This is a genomic window from Limobrevibacterium gyesilva (genome assembly GCF_025989185.1).
GTDB lineage: Bacteria > Pseudomonadota > Alphaproteobacteria > Acetobacterales > Acetobacteraceae > Limobrevibacterium > Limobrevibacterium gyesilva.
Genome location: NZ_JAPDNT010000001.1, coordinates 198,084 through 220,678 on the forward strand (window position 1 = coordinate 198,084; position 22,595 = coordinate 220,678).

Genomic DNA, 22,595 nt, shown 5'->3' on the forward strand with positions numbered 1-22,595 from the left:
GCTCGCCCTATGCGGCCGCCGGCGCCCAGACATGCGGCACGAAGCCGTAGCCGCCGCCGGCCCGCACCACGTGCCCGAAGGTCGGGAAATCCAGGTGCATGCCGGCCACCAACATCCGGTCGGTCGCGGCCATGTCCAGGGCACGGGCCCGACTGGCGCGCCCCTGGCCCACGTCCACGTCGAAGCTGACCCCGGCCTCCGGCCGGGCGAACTGGATGCCCGGGAGGTGCACCACGTCGCCCCAGATCAGCAGCGAATCCGGCCCGGACGTCACGAGCCATCCGGAATGGCCAGGCGTATGCCCCGGCAGGTGGTTCGCCGTGATGCCGGGCAGCGCCGTCCCGCCGTCTTTCACCGTGCGCATCCGGTCGCGGTAGGGCGCGAGGCTGCGCTGCGCCACGGCAAAGGCATTCCTGGCGGCGTCCCGGGCGCCTGCCGCGATCGCCTCGTCCAGCCAGAACGCAGGCTCGGCCTCGTGCAGCACCACCTCGGCGTTGGGGAAATAGGCCGCGCCGTCCGCGTCCAGCAGGCCGCTGACATGGTCGATATGGGCGTGCGTGATCAGGATGGTGCGGACCGCGGACGGCTCCACCCCCAACGCCTCCAGGCGCCGCCGCGCATGGCCGTAATCCGGGCCCATGGCGCCGCCGCAGCCGGTGTCGACCAGCACCGGCTCATTGCCGATCGTCAGCAGGAACGAGCTGATGGTGATGCGCGGGGGCACGGCGCGGAAGCTTTCGCGCAGCAGCGCCTCGCAGTCATTCGGCGCAACGCCAACAACCAGATCTGTCGAGGCCTCGAGCATGCCGTCGTGGAGGGCGGTAACGGTGATGTCGCCGATGCGGATGTGATGGATGCCGGAATTCGTGCTCTGCATGCCCTGCCCCTTTGCGTGATCGTTGTGCGGCAGTTGCCGATGTGAGGCATCAGCCGCCGCCGGGCAAGGCGTCCTTGCCCGGCGGAATCGACAGCAATGCCCCGGACAGCCGTGGCGGCAACAACCCGGCCAACCGCCCCAGCGCCCCCATCCACCACGGAAACACGACCCGCCGCCGCCCCTTCGCGATGCCGCGCAGGATGATGCGCGCGGCGCGGTCGGCATCCATCAGGCCGGGCATGGGAAAGCGGTTATGGGCGGTCATGGCGGTGCGGACATAGCCGGGGCAGATGCTGGTCAGGTGGATCCCCCGCCGACGCGCCGTCTGCGCGGTCGCCACCGTCCAGGCATCGGCGGCCGCCTTCGCGGCGCAATAGGCCGGCGCACCAGGGGCCGGCACGAAGGCGGCGAGGGACGCCACCACGGCGATCCGGCCACGAACGCCGTGGGCGTCAGGCGGCTGGGCCGCCATCGCCGCCATCGCAGGCAGCACCGTGTTCAGCACGCCGTCGAGATTGACCGCGAAGATCGCCCGCGTCTGGGCCGCCGTCTCCTGCAACCCGTCGCCGGTGCCGGCGGAGATGCCGGCATTGGCGACCACGAGGCTGAGCGGCGTCGCCGCCGCGATCCAGGCGGCCATTGCCGCCGCGTCGCGCACGTCGAGCACCGCCTCGTGCACCAGCGCGCCGCGCCCGCGGCACAGCGCCGCCGTCTGACCCAGGCGCGCGGCATCGCGACCGGACAGATGCAGGACGACGCCGGGCCCGGCGCATGCCAATGCGAGAGCCCGACCGATGCCTGATGAGGCTCCGGTAATCAGAACAGAATCGTATCCGGCCATGTTTCGACCTTAGCGCAGCGCTGCTAGAAGATCGCGGATGTTTGCAAGGACGACATGATGGCCGCTCCGCTCAGCTCCATGACCGGCTTCGCCCGCAGCGACGGGACCATCGAAGGTCTCGCCTGGGCGTGGGAGGTGCGCAGCGTCAACGGCCGCGGTCTCGACTTGCGGTTCCGCCTGCCCCCCGGCTTCGATGCGCTGGAGCCAGCTCTGCGTACTGCCGCCGCGAAACTGCTGAAGCGCGGCAATGTCACCGCCAACCTGACCGTCAAGCGTGAGGACCAGCCCAAGCTCGCCCCCGATCCGGCAGCGCTGGAGCAGGTGCTGGCGCTGGCCCTGGAGCTCGCCGCCCGCATTCCCGGCGCCGAGCCGCCGCGCGCCGAGGCGCTGCTGGGGCTGCCGGGCGTGCTCCGCCCCACCACCGCCGCCGACAGCGAGGCCGTCGTGCAGACCCAGGCTGAGGCCATCCGCCAGGGCTTCGCGGCGGTCCTGGACGGGCTCGTGACGGCCCGGCAGGGAGAGGGCGCGCGCCTGGCCGGCATCCTGGACGCGTTGCTCGCCGAGATCGACGCCCTGCGCGGGCGTGCCGCCGTCGAGGCCGCCGACCAACCCGCGCAGCAACGCGCCCGCATGCTCGAGACCGTGCAGGCCTTGTTGTCCGAGGTTCCTGCCCTTCCCGAGGAGCGGATCGTGCAGGAAGTGGCGATGCTGGCCGCGAAATCGGATGTGCGCGAAGAGCTGGACCGGCTGGACGCCCACGTCCACGCCGCCCGCGCGCTGTTGGCGGAGGGCGAGAACATCGGCCGGCGCTTCGACTTCCTGGTGCAGGAGTTCAACCGCGAGGCCAACACCCTGTGCAGCAAGTCCGCGAGCGTCGCCCTGACCGCAACCGGGCTGAAGCTGAAGGCAACGATCGAGCAGCTGCGCGAGCAGGTGCAGAACATTGAGTGAAGGAGCGGCGCATTGAGCCTCGCACGCCGCGGTCTGTGCCTGGTGCTCGCCGCCCCGTCGGGCGCCGGCAAGACCTCCATTACCCGCGCCCTGCTGCAAGCGGAGCCGGAACTGGCGTTGTCGGTCAGCGTCACCACCCGCACCCCGCGCCCCGGTGAGCAGGAGGGCGTGCACTACTTCTTCCGCAGCCAGGCGGCGTTCGACGCGATGGTGGGCCGCGGTGAGCTGCTGGAATGGGCCGGCGTGTTCAGCCGCTCCTACGGCAGTCCACGCGCCCCGGTCGAGGCCGCCCTGGCTGCCGGACGCGACATCGTGTTCGACATCGACTGGCAGGGTCACCGCCAGCTGCGCGCGGCGCTGCCGGGCGACGTGGTCGGCCTGTTCATCCTGCCGCCGTCCCTCACCGAGCTGGAGGCGCGCCTTCGCGGCCGGGGCGGCGACACCGAGGCAGAGATCGCGCGCCGCATGGCCCAGGCGCGTGACGAGATGTCGCACGCGCCCGAGTTCGACCACGTTCTCGTGAACGACGATTTCGAGCAGACGGTGGCGCAAACCCGCGCGGTGCTGCAGGCCGCCCGCCTGGCCACCGCGCGCCAGATTGGCCTGGCCGCGTTCCTGGCGGCGCCGAACATGCGGATGACGCCGGAATGACCATGTGACCGACCTGTTCGGCATCATCGCCCCGGTGTTTGCCCTGATCGGCATGGGAGTGGCCGCCGTCCAGATGCGGCTGCTCGAGACTCCGGCCGTGCGCGGCATGACCGATTTCGTCTTCTTCGCGGCGATGCCGAGCCTGCTGTTCGGCTCGGTGGCCGGCGCGCCGCCGCTGCGCCTGCTGGACGTGGCCGGCAGCTTCCTCGGCGGCGCGGTGCTGCTGTTCGCGGCCGCCGTGCTGTTGGCGCGGTATGTGCTGGGCGTGCGTCTGGCGCAGGCGTCGATGTTCGGCCTCAACAGCGTGTTCGGCAACACGGTGATGCTGGGCATTCCCATCGTCGACGCCGCCTACGGGCGCGAGGGCGTGGCCAACCTGCTGGCCGTGATCGCCTTCCATTCCGCCGTGCTGCTGCCCCTGGCCACCATCATGATCGAGGCCGACACCGACTCGGGGCGCGGGCCACTGGGCGTGCTGCAGGCCGCCGTCCCCGGTATCGTGCGCAACCCCGTGGTGGTGTCGATCATGCTGGCGTTTGTCTGGCGCGCCACCGGGCTGTCGATCCCGGTCCCGATCGGCCGGCTGCTGGGCCTGATGGGCGCCGCGGGACCGCCGCTGGCGCTGTTCTGCCTGGGCGCCTCGCTGCCCCGCCCCACCGGTTGGTCAGACATCCTTGAGGTGTCGCTGGCGGCGGTGCTGAAGCTGGCGGCGATGCCGGCGCTGGTGGCGTTGCTCGCGCATCTGGCCGGTGTCACCGGCGTCGCCTTCGCCGTCGTGGTGCTGGCGTCGGGACTGCCCACCGGGGCCAACGCGTTCCTGTTGGCACGGCGCTTCGCCACCATGGCCGAAGCCTCGGCCAGCACCGTGGTCGTCAGCACCGTCGCGTCACTCTTCACACTGGCGGCGCTGCTGTCCTGGCTGCGGTAAGAGACTGGCCATGACGCGAACGACAGCCATTGCCGCGAGCATTCTGGCCGTGGCGCTGCTCAGCCTCGGCGTGACCGGCCAACTGGCGCCGTGGCCGTCGCCCGACACACCCACCTATCTGGCAGCCGCGCGCTCGGCCACCCCGCTCGCAGAGCTGCGACTGCCGGTCTATGGCTGGCTCGCCGCTCCGCTGCTGGCCAGCGCCGCGCCCGGTTGGCTGTTGCCGGGGCTCCAGGTCGGCGCGTTCATGGCCGCTTCGCTGTGGCTGGTGGTGGTGTTGCGCCGGCACTTCCTGTCGGGCCCGGCTGCGGTGGCAATGGCGGTGGCGCTGGCCGGATCCAACGAGCTGCTGGTTTGGGGACACGCGCTGTTGCCCGAAGTGCCCGGGCATGCCGCCCTGCTGGCCGCGCTCGCGCTGGTGCTGGAGATCGCGGCCGGGCGGCGCGCCGTGTGGCGCGTGTTGTGGGCCGCGCTGGCGGCGACGCTGGCCTGGGCCCTGCGTCCGAGCCTGCTGCCCTTCATCCTGTTGCTGCCGCTGCTGGTGCTGCTGCTACCGCGTCCGGCAACTCTGCGCGTCCACGGCCGGGCGGCGTGGTTGCTCGTCGCGCTGCTACTGCCGTTCCTAACCCTGTCCGGCCTGCGCGCGATCCGCTACCACGACTTCAATGTCGTCTCGTTCAACGGCTTCCAGATGTCCGGCGTGGCCGCGCTGATGCTGACGCCCGACATCGCCGACCGCCTGCCGCCCGCGCACCAGGATCTCGCACGCCAGATCATCGCCCGCCGCGACACGCTGATCGCCGCCGGGCAGGCGCTGCCGATTCCCCTGAACTCGTCCGGACAGCGCTCGTTCGTCTCGGCCGCGGCGCTGTATTTCGACGTGCTGGCGCGCAGCTTCGATGTGGTGGTGTGGGAAGGCGTATCGCCCCTGCGCCAGGCGGACGAGAGCTGGCCGGCCTTCACCCTGCGGTTGCAGGCCCTGTCGCTGGCCACGTTCAGAGCGGCGCCGGCCTATTACAGCGCATGGGTGGCGGGCGCCACCGGCCGGGCCGTCGGCCATATGCTGGTGCTGAATCCGATCTTCGTTCTGGCCTGCACCGTTCTGTTTGGCATGGTGCTCTGGCGGGGCCTGCGGGGCGCATCAGCGCCCGAGCCGGACAGCGCCGGACGGCGCGACATTCCGCCTCTACTGGCGCTGACCGGGGTCTATCTGCTCGGCACTGCGGTGCCGATCGTGCTCGTGACCATGCCGGCGGCCCGCTACACCGACAGCGCCTGCCTGTTCCTCGCAGCCTGGCCGGTCTACGGGACGCTCAGGCTGCTGCGGCGGAGCTGAGCAGGCGGGCGAGCCGGTCGAACTCCGCCACGCTCAGCGTCTCCGCCCGCCGCTCGCCGGCGATATCGGCCCGGGCCAGCAGGGCCTCGCCGCCCAGCGGCTTCAACGACCCGCGCAACATCTTTCGCCGCTGGCCGAACGCCGCCGCGGTCAACCGCTCCATGGCGGCGAACAGCGCGGGTTCCGGCTGCCAGGGGCGCGGCGTCAACACCACCACCGCCGACCACACCTTGGGCGGCGGCACGAAAGCGGCCGGCGGGATGCGCAGCCGGAACTCGGTGACGCACAGCCACTGCGCCAGCACCGAAAGCCGGCCATAGGCCGGCGTGTCCGGTGCGGCGCAGATCCGGTCGGCCACTTCCTCCTGGAACATCAAGGTGAAGCGCTCCCAGGCGGCGGCCTGACGCAGCCAGCCGATCAGCAGCGGCGATGCGATGTTGTACGGCAGGTTGGCCACGATCTGGCGCGGCGCGGGCACCAGTGTGGACAGGTCCAGCGCCAGCGCGTCGGCCTCGACGATCCGCAACCGGTCGGGCGCGGCCGCGCGCAGCTCCGTGATCGCAGCAACCGCCCGCCGATCCACCTCAACCGCGGTCACGCTTCCCGCGGGACTGGCCAGCAGCGCCCGGGTCAGACCGCCGGGGCCGGGCCCCACTTCCACCACGTGTCGCCCGCCCAGCTCGCCGGCCTGGCGGGCGATCCGCGCCGTCAGGTTGGGATCGAGCAGGAAGTGCTGGCCCAGTGATCGCCTTGCGTCCAGGCCGTGCCGGGCGATGACCTCGCGCAGCGGCGGTAGCTCGACCGCGCCCAGATCAGGCTCGCCGATCGATCATGGCCCGGCGCTGCAGGTCCCGCATCAGTTGGCGCGCCGTCAGCTCCACACGGTCATTGAGGATGCGCTCGGCCAGCTCGTTGCGGTTCGGCACGCCGAGGTTGCGCTGGTCGCGGGAACAGACCATCACCACCGCGGCGCCGTCATCGGCGATCAGCGGCTGGCTGGCCTTCTCCAGCGGCAGGGTCGCCATCAGCTGGCGCAAGGCCGGCACCGCCACCGACTCCAGCCGCAGCTCGCCGGGGTTGCCGCCCTTCTCGTCGCCCGCCGCCTTGGCCGCGGCCTCCATGCCGTCGCACCCCTTGACGGAGACGGAGACGCGGCGCGCCTGTTCCAATGCCTGGCGCTGCTGCTCGTTCGGGTTGTTCGGGTCCAGGGGGGTGGCGAACCGGAAGAACACCTGGCGAACGCTCAACATTGTTGCCGGCTCGCGGCCGATCTCGCGCTTGGCCCGCAAGGTCACGATCGACAGGCCGCCAGGCACCTGGATGGGGTTGCTGATGGCGCCGACCGGCATCTCCTGCGCTACCCGCAGCACCGCCGGGTCCATCTCGTTCGGCTGCACCCAGCCGAGGTCGCCGCCCTGAAGCGCCGTCTGGCTCTGGCTGAACTGGGCCGCCACCACCGAGAAGGGGGCGCCCGCGCGCAGCTGCTCGATCACGGTGTCGGCGAAGCGGCGGGCTTCCTCGGCCTGCGCCGGGTCGGCCACCGGCACGAAGATCTCGGAGATCCGGAACTCGGGCTGGCCGACCTGCGCCTTCAGCAGGTCCTCCTGCTGCTTGATGTCGGCGCCGGTCACCTGCGCCTGCGCGCCCAGCACCTCGCGCAACACCCGACCCCAGCCGATCTGCACACGGATCTGGTCGATCATCGTGCGCATCTCCACGCCGTCGGCAGCCAGGCGCCGGCGCAAGGTCCCCGGCGGCATGCCGTTGCGGGTTTCCACTTCGCCGATCGCCGCGGCGATCTCCTTGTCGGTCACCACGATGTGGCGGCGCTGGATCTCCTGCAGGCGCAGCCGCTCATCGACCAGCTGGCGCGTCACCTGCGGCGTCAGGCGCGCCAGCACGTCGGCGGATATCCCCATGCCGGTGGACAGCGCGAACAGGCGCCGGCGGTTGTCGACATCGCCCAGGCTGATCACCTCGCCGTTGACCACGGCGACGATGACCGAACCCTCGGCCGGCGACATGCGCGCGACCGATGGCCGGGCGGCCGGGCGGGTCGCGCCCTGATTCGGTGCTCCCTGATGCTGTGGGCCCTGAGCATGCGCCGGTTGCCCGGCCACTGCCGCAGACAGCGCCGTGAACAGGATCAGACCGGGAACGCGCGCGCGTCGAAGCGAGAAAGGCAAAGTCATCGCAGGGGTTCTACTCCGGATGAGGAATCCGCACTACAGCGCATGGAACCCGAACTGGCCCACGGTCTTGAGGGTGATCTGGAACAGGATCGTGCTGGAGCCGTGATCGTTGTTGATGGACGTATAGCGTCTGATATAGCTGACGTTGAAGATGAAGCACTCATCCTCATACGCCCCGCCGAAGCTCGTCGCCACCAGCTTCGACGACTGCAGGTCGCGCCGAGCCGCGGCATTCAGCCGCCAGTTCCCCCATTTGGCGGTGGTGCCCAGCGAGATTTCGTTGCGCGGCGTGGTCGTCTGGTTGAACGAGGTCGGGGTATCATACAGCGTGTACGGGTTGTCGATGGTGTAGATGTAGCCGCCCGTGAAGCGCAGCCAGGACGGTCCCGCCGAGACCAGGGCATCGGCAAAGCGGATCTGGAAACTCTTGTGGTCGAAACGCTGGCGCGTGGTGATGTCGAGGTAGCTGTTCGGCGTGAACGAAAGCCGGCTGACGATGTCCGTCGCGGTATCCTGCAGCCCCGACCAGACGGGGAATGCATTGTCCTTCTGGGTGCGGTAGCCCTGGCCGACCAGGCCATCCATCATGGCACCGCTGGGGAAATACCACGCCGCGTGCAGCGCCACGTTGGCGCGCACCCCGCCCTCCAGCCGGTCGATGCCGGTATACCGGTTCAGCGAGAACAGGTTGGCGTCGGTGAACTCGATGTCGAGGCTGTCCTCGTTCGGGATCCGGGTTCCCATGAACGCGCCGCCGCGCGGGGCGACGATCAGCTGGGCGATCGGCTCGACCAGCTGGCTGCCCCAGCTGCCCGCGTCGCGCATCATCGGCAGGCGGATCATCGCCGCCGCCGTCGGCATGGCCTGCGCCGAGCTCACCGAGCCGGGGCTGCCGAAGTTCGGCTGCTGGTCGAACTGATGCGCGACATAGCCCGCGCTGTCCATGTGAAGGGCGAAATTCCACACGTCGCCGACGCGGCCGATCGCCGAGCGGCCCCAGCCCAGGCTCAGGCTGGCGCGCTGGGTGTTCGTGCCCTCGTGGCGGATCACGTTGAACGCGCCGGTATCGACCGAAACGCGCCCGCCGAACACGTTGGGCTCGGTGACGAGGTGATATTCGTAGCGCGGCAGCACGAATGGCAGCTTGCTGGAGCTCACGCTCGAGGTCAGGCCCTGATAGGCGCGCGCGTCCAGGCGGGTGTAGGCGCCCTGGCCGAAGCCCTCGATATAGGCCTGGCTGGTCAGCACCGCCTGCGAGCCGACGATACGGAAGTCGCGCATGTAGTCGATCGAGCTGGCGCGGTTGACATCGAAGCCCCACCGCCAGGTGTCGTCGATGGCGAACTGGCCCTTGGAGAACACATGGCCGGCCACCCCCTGGTCGTTGGCGAGGGAGGCGTTGATCGTGACGGTGCCGTCGTTGAACCGCCGGCGGTACTGCAGGTCCATGGCAGGACCGTTCTTGGTTGCCACGATGCCGGTGATGGTCGCATCCGACTGCGCGTCGATCACCCAATAGTACGGGACCGTGGTGAATCCGCCCAGATGCTTGGAATAGCCCATGCTGGGCACCAGCAGCCCGCTGGCGCGCTTCTGCGACGGGTCGGGATGGGTGAGGTACGGCAGCCACAGCACCGGCAGGCCGAAGATGTCGACCACCGCGTCGCGGTACTCGATGAACTTGTTCTCGGTGTCCTGCAGCGCCTCGCGCGCGCGGATCTGCCACAACGGCGCGCGGGTCGGGTCCTGGGCGCACAGGTTGCAGGTCGAATACACGACCCGGCTCAGCTCGTTCAGGTGCCCGTCGGTGCGTCGCGCGCCATTCGCCACCAGCCGGCCGTTCTCGGCCAGCAGTGCCCGCATGCCCGACAGCACGCCGTCCTTCATGCCGCCGGTCAGCTCGGCATAATCGGCGAACACGGTCTGTCCGGTCGGCTCCAGCAGCACGACATGGCCGGAGGCGGCGGCGACGTTGGTGTTGCGGTCGAACGTGACCTTGTCGGCCAGCAGCATGCGGTCGTTCTGCCATAGCTCGACATGGCCCTCGAGCGTGACCAGGCCGGCGTCGCTGTCGTAGGTGGCGCTGTCGGCCTGGTAATAGGCCGGCTGGTCGCGCTGGATCGGGGCGGTGGGCACGCCGAGGGCACCGGACAACTGCGCCCGCGCATCGGCCGCGGCGCCGGCGGCCAGCACCAGCCCGAGCAGCAGCGCACCCAGCAGCCGCGCAGGAAGCGGGCGGAGGCGCATGCTCAGCCGTCTTCCAGATGCAACAACAGCGCCACCGCCAGCATGAGCCCCGACGCCGCGGGCGCCCAGGCCGCGAGCACCGGCGGCAAGGCGCCGGACTGGCCGAACTCCTCCGCCACCTTGGAGACGACGAACAGCGCGAACCCCGCCGCCACGCCGCTGCCGATCATCCGGGCGACGCCGCCGCGGCGCGACGGACGCATGGAGAAGCCGGCGGCCAGCAGCGACATGGTGCCGGCCAGCAGCGGCAGGGCCAGCAAGGTCTGGAACTGCAGCCGGTGGCGGATCGCCGAGAAGCCGGACCGCTCGAGCAGGCTGATGAATCCAGGCAGGGCCCAGACCGAGAACGTGTCGGGCGAGGCAAAACTCTCCTGCACCCGCTCGACGGTCATGTTGGTGGGCAGCTGGATCTGGCGCGGCGCATCGGGCAGGTGGTCGGGGGTAATGGTGCGGGCCTCCTCAAGCGTCCAGACACCCGAATCGAGACTCGCGCGGCGGGCCTCGATGCGTTGCAGCAGACGGTCGCGGCTGTCCAGGCGGAAGACGCTGATGCCCTCGGCGCTCAGCGCGCCGTCCTTCAGCGCCACGCCACTGGCGTGCAGGATGGCCACACCCTGCAGATCCAGCAGGCGGTCGGCCTGGCGCAGCCAGAGCTGCCCCCCGGCCAGCGCCAGCGGGCCGCCTCCTGTCTTGAGGTAGACGTTGTCCAGCGCCTCGGCCCGCGCACGCATGACCGCCGAAACCGGGCTGATGGCGGTGGTGGCAAAGCCGCCGAGCGCGATGGCGCACAGCACCGGGGCCGCCAGGAACTGCCAGGCCGATACACCGGAGGCGCGCGCCACGATCAGCTCGGACGAGCGGGTCAGCCGCCAGAACGCCAGGATGCCGCCGAGCAGCACCGCGAAGGGCAGGATCTGCATGCTCATCCACGGCAGCCGCAGGGCCGCGATCTGGGCCACGATGGCGAAGGTCGCCTCGGGCTTGGTGGCGGAGCGGCGCAGGAGTTCGATGAAGTCGAACAATCCCACCAGCGCGGTCAGCGCGCTGAGCATCGACAGCACCGCGAACGCGAACACCCGGGCGATATAGAGCGACAGCGTGACGGCAATCCGCACCGGTCAGGTAACTCCCAGCCGCGCCTGCAGCCCGGCTGGCATCAGATGAAGCTGGGGGCCGAACAGCACCCAGACGCACACCAGTGTCGGTGCGACGGCATGCACCCAGATCAGCGGAATCAGTGCCGGCTCGCGCGCCGCCAGATTGGCGACGGCCAGGCCCAGCGCCACCAGCGCCACGACCGTCATGATCGCCAGGAACGGACGCAGCAATCCGCCGTGGCGGCGGAACGTTCCCATCAGCACGGACACCAGCGCGATCATGGTGAAGCTGAGGCAGGTCAACGGGCTCGACAGGCGTCGGTGCGCCTCCACGCGGAGCTTGCCGATATCGCGTTCGAACACGCTTCCCGGCGCGGGGTGCAGCAATTCGCTGATCGACATTTCCGTGGGGTCGCGGAAGCGCTGCTCGCCGGGCTTGTCGCCCTGGGTCAGGTCCACCGTGTTCTCGGCGAAGGTCAGCACGTTCAGCCGGCCGGTCTGGTGGTCCAGTTCCTGGCGGCTGCCGTTCACCAGCAGCACCCGGGGGGTGCCGGAATCGGCGATCAGCCGCCCGCTCTCGGCCAGGATCGTGGCGTGGCTGTTCTTGTTGCGGGCGTCGTCCACCAGGATGCCACGCAACGTGCCATCGCGCTCGCGGACCCGCACATAGACCGTGAGGTCGTCGGAGACCGGGGTGAATACGCCTTCCTGCAGCAGGAACGCGGCGACCCGGTTGCGGATCTCGAACTGGAACTCCCGGAAGGCGCCGAACGAGGCCGGTACGATCCATAGATTCAGCGCATAGGCGGCGGCCATGGCCAGCAGCGCCAGCACCAAAGCGGGCCGTGCCAGACCGGCCGGGGACAGGCCGGCCGCGCGCATCACGGTCAGCTCGCGGTCGCCGGCGAGGCGCTGGTAGATGAACTGGATCACGACGAAGGTGGTGATCGGCAGGATCACCGCGACGAAATTGGGGATCAGCAGGCTGGTGAGCTGGACGAACACGCGAAAGGACAGGCCGCGGTTGACCACCAGTTCGACGAAGCGCAGCGACTGGGTCAGCCAGATCAGCGCCACCAGCCCACCGGTCACGGCCACCAATGCGAGGGCCAGCTGGCGCAGAATATAGCGGTCGATCCGGCTGGCCGGCACGACACGGGAGGGCGAGAGCAGCCGCATGGGCGGGGTCGGATCTCCTGACGGGCACCCCACTTTACCCGCCCCGGGCGCCATGACCAAACCGCGGGGTTAAGGAAGCACCTTTCCGGGGTTCATCAGATTGCCGGGATCGATGGCATGCTTGATCCGCTGCATCAGCTCCAGCTCGGCCCCGCCCCGCCACTCCGGCATCATGTAGGGCTTCAGCTTGCCCACCCCGTGCTCGGCCGAGAAACTGCCGCCGAGGTCGCGGACCACCACGCACACCGTGTCCATGATCTCGTGGTCGCGGGCCAGGAAAGCGGCCGCGTCCATGTCCACCGGCTGCTCCAGGTTGAAGTGGATGTTGCCGTCGCCCATGTGGCCGAACGGCACCACGCGGATGCCCGGCATGAGCCGCGCGCAGGCCTCGGAGGCGCGGCGGATCAACTCCGGCACCTTGGACACCGGCACCGAGACATCGTTCTTCACGCTGGCCCCTTCCCGCTTCTGCGCCTCCGAATGCTCCTCGCGCAGACGCCACAGGGCGGCACGCTGGCCGTCGCTCTCGGCGATCACCGCGTCCGCCACGATGCCTGCTTCCAGCGCTCCCTCCAGCACCTGTTCCATGGCCGCGCGCAGGCCCGCATTGGGGCGCGGCGTCGCCAACTCCACCAGGGCGTAATGCGCGGCCGGCGCGGCGAGCGGCAGGCTGGCGCCGGGGATGTGCTTCAGCACGAACGACATGCCCATGCCGGACATGTATTCGAACGCCTGCACGGCGGCGGGATCGTGGCCCTGGAAGCGGGTGAACAGCTGCAGTGCGGCCTCCGGCGACGGCACCGCGCACAGCGCCACCTCGGTCTCGCGCGGGCGCGGCACCAGCTTCAGCACCGCCGCGGCGATGATGCCCAGCGTGCCCTCGGCGCCCACGAAAAGCTGGCGCAGGCAATATCCGGTGTTGTCCTTGCGCAGCCGGCGCAGCCCGTTCCACACCTGCCCGTCCGGCAGCACCACTTCCAGCCCCAGCACCATGTCGCGTGCGTTGCCGTAGCGCACCGTGTTGTTGCCGCCGGCGTTGGTGGCCAGGATGCCGCCCACCTGGGCCGTGCCCTCGGAGCCGATGGACAGCGGCAACAGGCAGCCCGCCTCGGCCGCCGCGTTCTGCGCGGCCTTCAGTGTGGCCCCGGCCTCGATGGTGAGCGTCAGGTCGACGGCATCGACGTCGCGAATGCGGTGCATGCGCGCCAGGCTGACCACGATCTCGCTGCCGTCCTCGGCCGGCACGGCGCCGCCGACCATCGAGGTGTTGCCGCCCTGCGGCACCACCGGCACGCCGGCGGCGGCGCAGGCACGCATCACCGCCGCCAGTTCGGCCACGTCGGCAGGGCGGACCACGGCCGGGGTCCGGCCGCGATAGAGGTGGCGCCAGTCCTCGGCATAGGGGGCGGTGTCCGTGGGGTCGGTCAGCAGGCCGCGTTCGCCGACGATGGCGCGCAACTGCGCCAACAGGGTGGCCGGGATATCGCGGGGCGGGTGCGTGTCGGGCATGGCGGAACCTCCGCGCCCAGGGTATCTGCGACAGGCGCCCGGTCAATGCAGCGCGGCGGAGGGACAGGATGGCGGCGACGGCACTGGTCTACGCGCTGGCGGCCCTGGGCGAGATCGTCGGCTGCTTCGCGTTCTGGGCCTGGCTGCGGCGCGGCGCCTCGGCACTATGGCTCATCCCCGGCCTGCTGAGCCTGGCCGGCTTTGCCTGGCTGCTGACCCGGGTGGACACAGGCTTCGCCGGGCGCGCCTTCGCGGCCTATGGCGGCGTGTATATCACCGCTTCGCTGGCCTGGCTGTGGGCCGCGGAAGGGGTGGTGCCGACGCGCTGGGACGTGGCGGGCGGCGCGGTCAGCCTGCTGGGGGCGGCCATCATCTTGCTGGGAGCCCGGGCGTCGTGAGCCGGCGAGGAGGCGGTTGATGGATACGCGGATCGTCGGCATCGCCGACCGGCCCGACCTCGTGCCGGTGATCGCCAAGTGGCTATGGCACGAATGGGGGCGACGCGAGGGCCGCACGCTGGCGAGCACGACCGCGTGGCTGCAGCGCCCGATGGCCGCGCTGGGCCCCGAGCAGGTCTTCATCCTGCTCGCGGAGGGCGCGCCCGCCGGCACCGCCAGTCTGGTGCATGACGATCTGGACGAACGCCGGGAGCTGACGCCGTGGCTGGCCAGCGTCTATGTGCCGGAGGCATATCGCGGTCGCGGCTACGCGGCCCGCCTGGTCCGGCGGGTGGAGGCCGCCTGCATGGAGGCCGGCATCGCCACGCTGTGGCTGCACACCGAGCATGCAGCCGCCTTGTATGCCCGGCTGGGCTGGCAGGAGGCGGGGGCGGCCCGCGATCACGGCCATCCCGTCTCCATCATGCGCCGCGATTTCGGCTGACATTGCCCGATTGCCGGCCCGGCGCCGCCGGGACGTCAGCGTTCGGGCGTGAGCGCGTGCGCGGCCGGGCGCGGGGCGGCCGCCCGTTGCAGCCGGTCGTTGATCGCCAGTCCCAACCCTGTATCGGGCACCCGCATCACGGCGATTTGCGCCAGGCCCAGCCGTTCGCCGTCGGCATCCAGCCGGCGCAGCCCCTCGAACAGGTTGGCCGCCGCCTCGGTCAGGTCGGCGGCGGCGCTGAGCTGGAACACCGCGCCGGCGCCGGGCAGTGGCGGGCCGAAGGCCAGCAGCGCGTCGCGGATGGTAGCCTCGGTCGCATCCAGGCGCACCGGCAGCGCCGGCGCATAATGCGACACCTGCATCCCGGGCGAGCGCAACGCGGGCTCGGCTGCGGGCGTCCGGCCGCGCTGGATGGGGCCGACCACGGCCTCGATGGCCTCGCGCGTCAGCCCGCCCGGCCGCAGCAGGATCGGGCGCGGGCCCGCCAGATCGAGCACGGTGGATTCCACGCCCACCGGGCACGGGCCGCTGTCGAGCACCGCAGCGATGCGGCCTTCCAGCCCGTCCAGCACATGCGCCGCCGTGGTCGGGCTGACATGCCCGGAGCGGTTCGCCGACGGGGCCGCAACCGGCCGGTCGGTCGCGCGCAGCAGTGCCAGCGCGGTGGCATGGGCGGGCACGCGCACGGCCAGCGTGTCCAGGCCGGCGCCGGTCAGCAGCGCCACCGGACAAGTGGCCCGGCGCGGCAGCACCATGGTCAGCGGCCCCGGCCAGAATGCAGCGGCCAGCCTGCGCGCGGCCTCGGACGGCGCGACATTAGCGAACGCCGCTTCGGCGGCCGGATAATGGCAGATCAGCGGATTGAAATGCGGCCGGCCCTTGGCTTCGAACACCGAGGCGACGGCGCGGGCGTTGGTGGCGTCCGCACCCAGGCCGTAGACGGTCTCAGTGCCGAAGGCGACCAGCTCGCCGGCGCGCAGCAGCCCGGCCGCGCGTGCGATGCCGGCCGGACCGTCGGCGAGGCGCTCGGTCAAGCCCGGCCCGCGCAGACGAAAGAGGGGTTCTCCCAGCCCGGCTTGCCGTAGCCCAAAGGCTGCATGGTCTCCAGCACCAGCACCGACCCGCCCGCCGCCTCGACCACCGCCTGAGGGGCTGCGGTGTCCCATTCCATGGTGCGGCCGAAGCGCGGATACAGGTCGGCGATCCCCTCGGCCACGCGGCAGAATTTCAGCGCCGAGCCGATGTTGAGGATCGAGGCGACCTTGCGCCCGGCCAGGAACGGCCCGAGCCGGGGGTCGTTCGCGTAATGATGGGAGGCCACGACATCGATGCCCTCGGCCGGTGGATGGCGGGCGGAGATGGCCACCTGCCCGGCCTTGCCCCGCTTCCAGGCACCGACGCCGACGATGCCGCCGAACACCTCGCCCTGCGCTGGCGCGCCCACGGCACCCAGCGCCGGCCGGCCGTCGCGCACCAGGCCGATGCAGACGGCGAAGTCGTCACGCCCGGCCGCGAACTCGCGGGTGCCGTCCAGCGGATCCACCACCCAATAGACCCGTGCGTCGGCAGGGACATGCCCCGCGGCAATCTCTTCCTCGGCAACCACGGGGATGCCGGGCGTCGTCGCGCGCAGGCGGGCCAGGATCAGCGCCTCGGCGGCGTGGTCGGCTTCCGTGACCGGGCTTTGGTCGGCCTTCTTGTGTGTATCGAAGCCACGGGCGCGAATCCGAAGGATGGTCTCCCCCGCCTCCCGCGCGAGAGCGAAGGCAAGATCGAGCAGGGTCATGTCGTCCATGGATCTTTCATACACAGGCCGACAGGCGCCGCAAAGGCACCGCGGCGCGGGCGCGTGCATGGCAATCCCATGCGCCGCTGCTACAGTCCGTCCGCTCATCGAATCCTGGCACCGAATCCCGACACCGGAGCGTCCACCCCATGCTCGATATCGCATTCGCCAAGTCCGCCCTGCCGAAATCCGGCGCGCTCGTGCTGCTGCTGGAGGAAGGCGGCGGGCCCGACAGCCCCACCGGCGCCCTGTGGCAGGCCGCCGACGCGGCCACGGACGGCGCCATCGGGCGGGCGCTCGCCGCCGCCGAGTTCAAAGGCAAGAAGGGCCAGAGCGCCACCATCCTCGCCCCCGGCGCCGGGCTGTCGCGCGTCGTGGCGGTCGGGCTGGGGCAGCTCGCCGAGCTCACGCCGCATCTGGCGGAGGAAGCGGGCGGCCATGCGGCGGCGGCGCTGCAGCGCGAGGCGGCCGGCACGGTGGCCACTTCCGGGCTATCCGCCGAACAGGCCGCCGCGGTGGCCATGGGCGCGGTGCTGCGCAGCTATCGCTTCGACCGCTATCGCACCACCGAGAAGGCCGACGAGAAGCCGAAACTGGCCCGGCTCACGGTGCTGAGCGACGCCGCCAAGGCGAAGGCGGCCTGGGAGCCGTTGAAGGCGGTGGCCGAGGGCGTGTTCCTGTCGCGCGACCTGGTCAGCGAGCCGGCCAACGTGCTCAACCCCGCGGAGATGGCCGAGCGTTGCGGGGCCCTGACGAAGCTGGGCGTGAAAGTCGAGGTGTTCGGCCCCAAGGAGATGACGAAGCTCGGCTTCGGCGCGCTGATGGGGGTCGCCATGGGCAGCGCCAACGAGCCGCGTATGGTGGTGATGCACTGGAACGGCGCCGGCAGCACCGGCCGGCGGGCGAAGGCCAAGCCGCTCTGCTTCGTCGGCAAGGGCGTGACCTTCGATACCGGCGGCATCAGCATCAAGCCGGCCGCCGGCATGGAGGACATGAAATGGGACATGGGCGGCGCCGGCACCGTGATCGGCCTGATGGCCGCCTTGGCCGGCCGCAAGGCGAAGGTGGACGCGATCGGCCTCGTCGGCCTGGTCGAGAACATGCCGGGCAGCCGGGCGCAGCGCCCGGGCGACGTGGTGAAGACCTATTCCGGCCAAACGGTCGAGGTGATCAACACCGATGCCGAAGGCCGCCTGGTGCTGGCCGACGTGCTCTGGTACGCGCAGGAGAAATACGACCCGCGCTTCATGATCGACCTGGCAACCCTGACCGGGGCGATGATCATCAGCCTGGGCCACGATTATGCCGGCTTCTTCAGCAATGACGACGAGCTGGCGCAGCGGCTGCATGCCATGGGCGGGGCCACCGGCGAGAAGCTGTGGCGCATGCCGCTGGACGAGGTCTACGACAAGCAGATCAAGTCCGACATCGCGGACATGAAGAATGTCGGCGGCCGTCCCGGCGGCGCCATCACCGCGGCCAAGTTCATCCAACGCTTCGTCAACGGCAAGCCCTGGGCGCATCTGGACATCGCCGGCACGACCTGGAGCAGCAAGGACGCGCCGACGGTGCCGAAGGGCGCCACCGCATTCGGCGTGCGGCTGCTGGATCGCCTGGTGGCGGAACACTACGAAAGCTGACGGCGGACGGCACCGTGCTCAGGGTCCGCATCGGAACCACGGCGCCCAAGGCCACCGCCATGGCGGTGCCGGTGGCCGAGGGCGCGGCGCCGCCGGACAGCATGCGCGCCGCCGCGGCGGCGGCCGGCTTCACTGGAAGAGCGGGAGAAACCTGTGAGGCCTTCCCGCCGCAGGGCCGGGTGCTGCTGGTGGGAACCGGCGCGGCCCCGGACCTGCGCCATGCCGGTGCGGTGGCCGCCGCGCAGCTGCTGCACCTGCCGCGCATCGCCCTCGACGCGCGCGGCCTCACCGGCGAGCAGGCCGCCAGCTTCGCCGAAGGCGCCTGCCTTCGGTCCTGGCGGTTCGACCGGCTGAGGACCCGGCCCGCGGACGAGGCGCTGCGGCTGGGCCGGATCGACCTGCTGACCGATGCCCCGGCGGCGGTGGAAGCGGCGTGGCAGCCGGTGCATGCGGCCCTGCGCGGCACCGCATTCGCCCGCGACCTGGTGGCCGAGCCGTCCAACATCCTCACGCCCTCAGGCTTCGTCGAACGGCTGGAGGCATTGACCGGGCACGGCCTGGAACTGACGGTGCTCAAGCGCCGCGACCTCGTGCGCGAGGGCATGGGCGCGCTGCTGGCGGTGGGACGCGGCTCCGCACATGCGCCGAGGCTGGCGATGCTGCGCTGGAAGGGCCGCCTGCCGGCGCCGCCGGTGGCCTTCGTCGGCAAGGGCATCACCTTCGACACCGGTGGGATCAGCATCAAGCCGGCGGCGGGAATGGAGGACATGCGCGCGGACATGGCCGGCGCCGCCGCTTGCGCGGGCGCGATGCTCGCGTTGGCCCTGCGCCACTCCCCTGCCCCCGCGCTGGCCGTGCTGCCGCTGGCCGAGAATGCCATAGGCGCGGACAGCTACCGGCCCGGCGACGTGTTGCGCAGCTTCTCCGGCCGCACCATCGAGGTCATCGACACCGATGCCGAGGGGCGGCTGGCGCTGGCCGACGCCCTGTCCTGGACCGCGCGGCGGCACCGGCCGCAGGCGATGATCGACCTGGCCACGCTGACCGGCAGCATCGTCGTGGCGCTTGGCCACCATATGGCGGGGCTGTTCGGCAACGCGCCGGCCCTGGCCGCCCATGTGGCCGCCGCCGGCGCCGCGGTCGGCGAGCCGGTCTGGGCCATGCCGATCGGCGAGACCCATCGCGCCGATCTCGACTCCGACATCGCCGATCTCAGGCAATGCGTGCCCGGGCGCGGCCAGCCGGACGCCTGCCATGCCGCCGCCTTCCTGCGCACATTCGCCGAGGGCCTGCCGTGGGCGCATCTGGACATCGCCGGCGTGGAATCGCGCGATGCGGCCTGCGACCGGCACGCCGCCGGCCCGACCGGCTTCGGCGTGCGGCTGCTCGACCGGCTGGTGGCGCTGCGCTTCGAGGATCCGGATCGCGCGCCGATCCTGCCTCAGCCCTCTGAGCCATGACGGAGATCGGCTTCTATCACCTGACGCGCACCGGGCCCGACCAGGCGCTGCCGCAGCTTCTGGGCCGCACGCTCGCAGCCGGGCAGCGCGCGGTGGTGCTGTGCGGCAGCGACGAGCGGGTGGCGGCGCTGGATGCGTCGCTGTGGCTCGGCGCCGACCCCGACTGGCTGCCGCACGGCACGGCGGCGATGGGCGACGCGCCGCTGCAGCCGATCTGGCTGACCACACGCGACGAAGCCCCTAACGGCGCGCGCTTCCTGTTCCTGGTCGACGGCGCCACCAGCGCGCGGCTGGACGCCTTCGACCGGGTGTTCGACCTGTTCGACGGCCGCGACGAAAGCGCTGTGGCGGCGGCGCGGCTGCGCTGGAAGGCGGCGAAGGAAGCCGGCCACACCCTTGCCTACTGGCAGCAGACGCCGCGCGGATGGGAAAAGAAGGCGTAAGGCGCCGTTACGGCACCGGCTGCAGTGTCCCGGGGACGTTGAAGTAGCGGTTCGCCAGACCCTTCTGGTTCTCGTAGATGGAGCCCTGGTGATCGGCCGGCGGCAGCGGCAGGCGGACGGGAACGGCGGTCAGGCGCGGCTCCAGGGTGGGCTCGCCGGCAACCATGAGGGCGTCGAAGGCGGCGATGTCCCTGGGCGCGTTCACCAGGGGCCAGGCGTCGCCGGCGCGGAACTGAAACAGCAGCAGCCGGCGATCCTTGTTCGAGGTGTTGACCGCCGACCCGTGGACGGCGCGCACATGGTGCACCGTGATCGAGCCGGCGCGGCCGGTGAGGGGAATGGCGCCGGCGAAATCGACGCCGCATCCGGCCGGGTCCATGGCGCCGCAGAACCGGCCCCCGGCATGGTGGTCGTAGACCGGCCCCTTGTGGCTGCCGGGGACGATCAGCAGCGGGCCGTTGGCCAGTTCCATGTCGTCCATCATCACGCCGACGGCGGCCAGGTCGTCATTGGTGTGTGGATAGAAGGCCCAGTCCTGGTGCCATTCCACCGCGGCGCCGAAGCCCGCCGATTTCAGGTTCAGCTTGGCCGTGTCGAAGCGGATGTTCGGGCCCCAGAGGGCGCGAAGCACCGCGATGATGCCGGGGTGGCGCACAAGGGCGGCATAGGCGGGGTCGTGCAGATGCGGCGCCTTGATACGGCGCACGCGCGGCTGGGCCGGAGTGTGCGTCTCTTCGAGGTCAAAGATGTCGGTATGGGTGGTGACGGCCCTCGATCGCTCCACGAAGGCGTCGGTGACGCGGCGTAACCGTGCGACTTCGTCGGGCGAGAGCACATCGGGCACCACGATGGCGCCGACACGGTTGTAATCGTCGATCTGGCTCTGCGACAGCATGGCATCCCCCCGCCGGTGAGCGGATGCGCAGCGCCGCTTCCGCCGCGCCCGTGCCGCCACGTTTCCACGGAGCATAGGTTCGGTGACGCGCGGCACGCCAGGGCCATTGCGGCGACGAACGGCTCAGGTGGCGCTCATTCGAGCCGATCTGTTATTTTTTGTGGCCTTTCAGTCTGATCGTTGAAAATTTGAGCGTGTTTCATCATAAGAAGGCATATCGAGCCGCCGTCACCCTCGCCGGCCGATGATCGTCCGCCAGCAGGATCCGGAATCCCCTGGCCGTCTGGTCGAAGGAAACAGCCGATGCGTGCCCGCCTCCCTGCTCCTGATCGCCCCAACCGCAGTCCGCGCCACATGGCACTGCGGGGGCTGGCCGTCGCCGGCATCTGCCTCGGCGTCTCCACGCAGACCGCCCTGGCAAACCCGACCAACGGCGACCTGCTCACCGGCTTCAACCTGATCACCAACGGCAATTTCACTACGACGTCGGAGTCGGAAGGGCCGCTGCTGATCGGCGGCAACATGTCCGGCAGTGGCACCGTGATGAACAAGGGGCTGCCACAGCCGTCGTCGCTCAGCGGCTATGGCTCGATCAACGTCTACGGCAACACGTCGGGCGCCAGCTACAACGCCAACAACCTGACGGTCGACGTCAGGACCGGCAACCAGGGCGCGGGCTTCTCGGGCGCGGCGAGCGTCAATTACGGCTACGCCTTCCCATACGCCTTCAGCAGCATATGCGCGCAGGTGACCCAGCTGTCGTCCGGCCTCGCGTCACTGGCCACCACCGCCGGCTCCAGCCTGAGCGGCGGCACGTTCACCGCGGGATCGGCGACCGTGAACGGCGTGTCGAACGTCGCCGTGCTGAACATCACGGGGTCGCAACTGCTGTCGGTCGGCAGCGCGCCGACGGTGAACCTCGGCAGCGCCCAGCTGCTCATCATCAATGTCGACACGGCCGGCATCGGCGGCAGCTACACCGCCGGCAGCGGCACGAACTTCAACGGCCAGGGCTATGCCGGCAGCGTGCTGTGGAATTTCTACAACGCGGCCAGCCTGTCATTCGGTGTCGAGTTCGGCGGCTCGGTGATCGCGCCGAACGCCAACGTATCGAACAATGCGCCAATCGACGGCACCCTGTTCGCCAACAGCTTCACCGGGAATGGGGAGCTGCACTACCGGCCGCTCGGCGCCACCGGCCGCTCGGCGCCACCGGCACAAGCTTCGTGAACACCATTGGCGGCCCCCAGAATTCGGTGACGCCCGTGCCCGAGCCCGCCAGCATCGCGCTGCTGGCGGCCGGGCTGGCGGGCGTCGGCCTGGTGCGCCGACGCCCGCGACGCAGTTAGCGGCGGCGCCGGCGCGTCAGCGTCCACGGCGTCTGCGACAGCTCGAAGTCTGCCTGCGCGCGCGAGATACCGAGATCGCTGAGCATGCGGTCGTCCATCTCGGCAAGGTCGCGGCGCGTCGAGAGAACACGGATCCAGATGCGCAGCATGGCCCAGCCGCGCTCCAGCGCGCCCCGAACACCCTCGGCGACCCCACCTGCGATCCTGGCGTGCGGGAAGAATGTTCCGATCACCGACATCTTTCAGTCCTCCGTCAAAAGGCGGTTACAGGGCAAAGATAGGGTGCACTGCACCATAAACAAAACGAATTGCATTGATGATGGAGATCACCG

Annotated in this window: 23 protein-coding genes; 11 read left to right on the forward strand and 12 right to left on the reverse strand. The window is 70.6% G+C overall.

Translation table 11 applies throughout. The annotated features are described in order from the left end of the window. Positions 1–7 precede the first annotated feature (7 nt). Together OL599_RS00975 and OL599_RS00980 are read right to left on the reverse strand one after the other, a co-directional pair. Complete coding sequence (locus tag OL599_RS00975) at positions 8–877, reverse strand: MBL fold metallo-hydrolase (protein ID WP_264711717.1); 870 nt, start codon at positions 875–877, stop codon at positions 8–10. Between the two features lie 49 nt (positions 878–926). Beyond that, on the reverse strand, positions 927–1,718 hold the full coding sequence (locus tag OL599_RS00980; protein ID WP_264711718.1) for an SDR family NAD(P)-dependent oxidoreductase: 792 nt from the start codon (positions 1,716–1,718) through the stop codon (positions 927–929). 57 nt (positions 1,719–1,775) lie between these two features. Here OL599_RS00980 and OL599_RS00985 point away from each other — a divergent pair, with 57 nt between their 5' ends. Genes OL599_RS00985 through OL599_RS01000 form a run of 4 tightly spaced genes read left to right on the forward strand, consistent with a single transcriptional unit; the run spans position 1,776 to position 5,584 of the window. Continuing rightward, complete coding sequence (locus OL599_RS00985) at positions 1,776–2,669, forward strand: YicC/YloC family endoribonuclease (RefSeq protein WP_264711719.1); 894 nt, start codon at positions 1,776–1,778, stop codon at positions 2,667–2,669. A gap of 12 nt (positions 2,670–2,681) precedes the next feature. Then, complete coding sequence (gene gmk / locus OL599_RS00990; RefSeq protein ID WP_264711720.1) at positions 2,682–3,320, forward strand: guanylate kinase; 639 nt, start codon at positions 2,682–2,684, stop codon at positions 3,318–3,320. A 4-nt stretch (positions 3,321–3,324) separates the two neighbouring features. Continuing rightward, complete coding sequence (locus OL599_RS00995; protein WP_264711721.1) at positions 3,325–4,248, forward strand: AEC family transporter; 924 nt, start codon at positions 3,325–3,327, stop codon at positions 4,246–4,248. Positions 4,249–4,258: 10 nt separating this feature from the next. After that, entirely contained in the window at positions 4,259–5,584 is a 1,326-nt protein-coding gene (locus tag OL599_RS01000; RefSeq protein WP_264711722.1) for a hypothetical protein, read from the forward strand. Here OL599_RS01000 and rsmA read toward each other — a convergent pair. The 6 genes from rsmA to OL599_RS01030 all read right to left on the reverse strand — a co-directional run bounded on the left by rsmA (position 5,562) and on the right by OL599_RS01030 (position 13,808). Then, positions 5,562–6,395: a 16S rRNA (adenine(1518)-N(6)/adenine(1519)-N(6))-dimethyltransferase RsmA gene (rsmA, locus tag OL599_RS01005; RefSeq protein ID WP_264712311.1), complete on the reverse strand. Its 834-nt coding sequence runs from the start codon at positions 6,393–6,395 to the stop codon at positions 5,562–5,564. The genes OL599_RS01000 and rsmA overlap by 23 nt on opposite strands. A 1-nt stretch (position 6,396) precedes the next feature. Then, entirely contained in the window at positions 6,397–7,608 is a 1,212-nt protein-coding gene (locus OL599_RS01010; protein WP_264711723.1) for a peptidylprolyl isomerase, read from the reverse strand. Positions 7,609–7,809: 201 nt separating this feature from the next. After that, complete coding sequence (locus OL599_RS01015) at positions 7,810–10,023, reverse strand: LPS-assembly protein LptD (protein ID WP_264711724.1); 2,214 nt, start codon at positions 10,021–10,023, stop codon at positions 7,810–7,812. Positions 10,024–10,025: 2 nt separating this feature from the next. After that, a complete protein-coding gene (gene lptG / locus OL599_RS01020) occupies positions 10,026–11,138 on the reverse strand; it encodes an LPS export ABC transporter permease LptG (protein WP_264711725.1) in 1,113 nt (370 codons plus the stop codon). A 3-nt stretch (positions 11,139–11,141) separates the two neighbouring features. Beyond that, positions 11,142–12,299: an LPS export ABC transporter permease LptF gene (gene lptF / locus OL599_RS01025; protein WP_264711726.1), complete on the reverse strand. Its 1,158-nt coding sequence runs from the start codon at positions 12,297–12,299 to the stop codon at positions 11,142–11,144. A gap of 69 nt (positions 12,300–12,368) precedes the next feature. Next, positions 12,369–13,808 carry an FAD-binding oxidoreductase gene (locus OL599_RS01030; RefSeq protein WP_264711727.1) on the reverse strand — a complete coding sequence of 480 codons (1,440 nt, stop codon included), beginning with the start codon at positions 13,806–13,808 and terminating at the stop codon, positions 12,369–12,371. A 68-nt stretch (positions 13,809–13,876) separates the two neighbouring features. On the opposite strand from OL599_RS01030, the gene OL599_RS01035 reads away from it, so the two are divergent. Both OL599_RS01035 and OL599_RS01040 read left to right on the forward strand, forming a co-directional pair. After that, on the forward strand, positions 13,877–14,206 hold the full coding sequence (locus OL599_RS01035) for a YnfA family protein (RefSeq protein WP_264711728.1): 330 nt from the start codon (positions 13,877–13,879) through the stop codon (positions 14,204–14,206). Between the two features lie 19 nt (positions 14,207–14,225). Continuing rightward, positions 14,226–14,690 (forward strand): GNAT family N-acetyltransferase, encoded by a 465-nt coding sequence (locus OL599_RS01040; RefSeq protein WP_264711729.1) that lies wholly within the window; start codon positions 14,226–14,228, stop codon positions 14,688–14,690. 35 nt (positions 14,691–14,725) lie between these two features. On the opposite strand, the gene OL599_RS01045 is transcribed toward OL599_RS01040, so the two are convergent. Together OL599_RS01045 and cysQ are read right to left on the reverse strand one after the other, a co-directional pair. Then, positions 14,726–15,724, reverse strand: a complete 999-nt coding sequence (locus tag OL599_RS01045) for an L-threonylcarbamoyladenylate synthase (RefSeq protein WP_264711730.1) — start codon at positions 15,722–15,724, stop codon at positions 14,726–14,728. Beyond that, positions 15,721–16,485, reverse strand: a complete 765-nt coding sequence (cysQ, locus tag OL599_RS01050; RefSeq protein ID WP_264711731.1) for a 3'(2'),5'-bisphosphate nucleotidase CysQ — start codon at positions 16,483–16,485, stop codon at positions 15,721–15,723. The genes OL599_RS01045 and cysQ overlap by 4 nt, the downstream gene beginning before the upstream one ends. Positions 16,486–16,625: 140 nt before the next feature. Here cysQ and OL599_RS01055 point away from each other — a divergent pair, with 140 nt between their 5' ends. Genes OL599_RS01055 through OL599_RS01065 form a run of 3 tightly spaced genes read left to right on the forward strand, consistent with a single transcriptional unit; the run spans position 16,626 to position 20,019 of the window. Continuing rightward, positions 16,626–18,116: a leucyl aminopeptidase gene (locus tag OL599_RS01055; RefSeq protein ID WP_264711732.1), complete on the forward strand. Its 1,491-nt coding sequence runs from the start codon at positions 16,626–16,628 to the stop codon at positions 18,114–18,116. 14 nt (positions 18,117–18,130) lie between these two features. Next, on the forward strand, positions 18,131–19,576 hold the full coding sequence (locus OL599_RS01060; RefSeq protein ID WP_264711733.1) for a leucyl aminopeptidase: 1,446 nt from the start codon (positions 18,131–18,133) through the stop codon (positions 19,574–19,576). Then, positions 19,573–20,019, forward strand: a complete 447-nt coding sequence (locus OL599_RS01065; protein WP_264711734.1) for a DNA polymerase III subunit chi — start codon at positions 19,573–19,575, stop codon at positions 20,017–20,019. Before OL599_RS01060 ends, OL599_RS01065 begins: the two co-directional genes overlap by 4 nt. A 7-nt stretch (positions 20,020–20,026) precedes the next feature. Here the strand turns inward: OL599_RS01065 and OL599_RS01070 are convergent, their stop codons facing one another. Further along, the gene (locus tag OL599_RS01070; RefSeq protein ID WP_264711735.1) at positions 20,027–20,914 is read right to left on the reverse strand and encodes a phytanoyl-CoA dioxygenase family protein; all 888 of its coding nucleotides are present in this window, start codon (positions 20,912–20,914) and stop codon (positions 20,027–20,029) included. Between the two features lie 303 nt (positions 20,915–21,217). On the opposite strand from OL599_RS01070, the gene OL599_RS01075 reads away from it, so the two are divergent. Together OL599_RS01075 and OL599_RS26130 are read left to right on the forward strand one after the other, a co-directional pair. After that, on the forward strand, positions 21,218–22,144 hold the full coding sequence (locus OL599_RS01075) for a collagen-binding domain-containing protein (RefSeq protein WP_264711736.1): 927 nt from the start codon (positions 21,218–21,220) through the stop codon (positions 22,142–22,144). Positions 22,145–22,179: 35 nt separating this feature from the next. Next, a complete protein-coding gene (locus tag OL599_RS26130; RefSeq protein ID WP_408886909.1) occupies positions 22,180–22,263 on the forward strand; it encodes a PEP-CTERM sorting domain-containing protein in 84 nt (27 codons plus the stop codon). Here OL599_RS26130 and OL599_RS01080 read toward each other — a convergent pair. After that, positions 22,260–22,502, reverse strand: coding sequence for a DUF1127 domain-containing protein (locus tag OL599_RS01080; protein ID WP_264711737.1), 243 nt, complete (start codon positions 22,500–22,502; stop codon positions 22,260–22,262). The two genes, OL599_RS26130 and OL599_RS01080, sit on opposite strands and share 4 nt — an antisense overlap. Positions 22,503–22,595 lie beyond the last annotated feature (93 nt).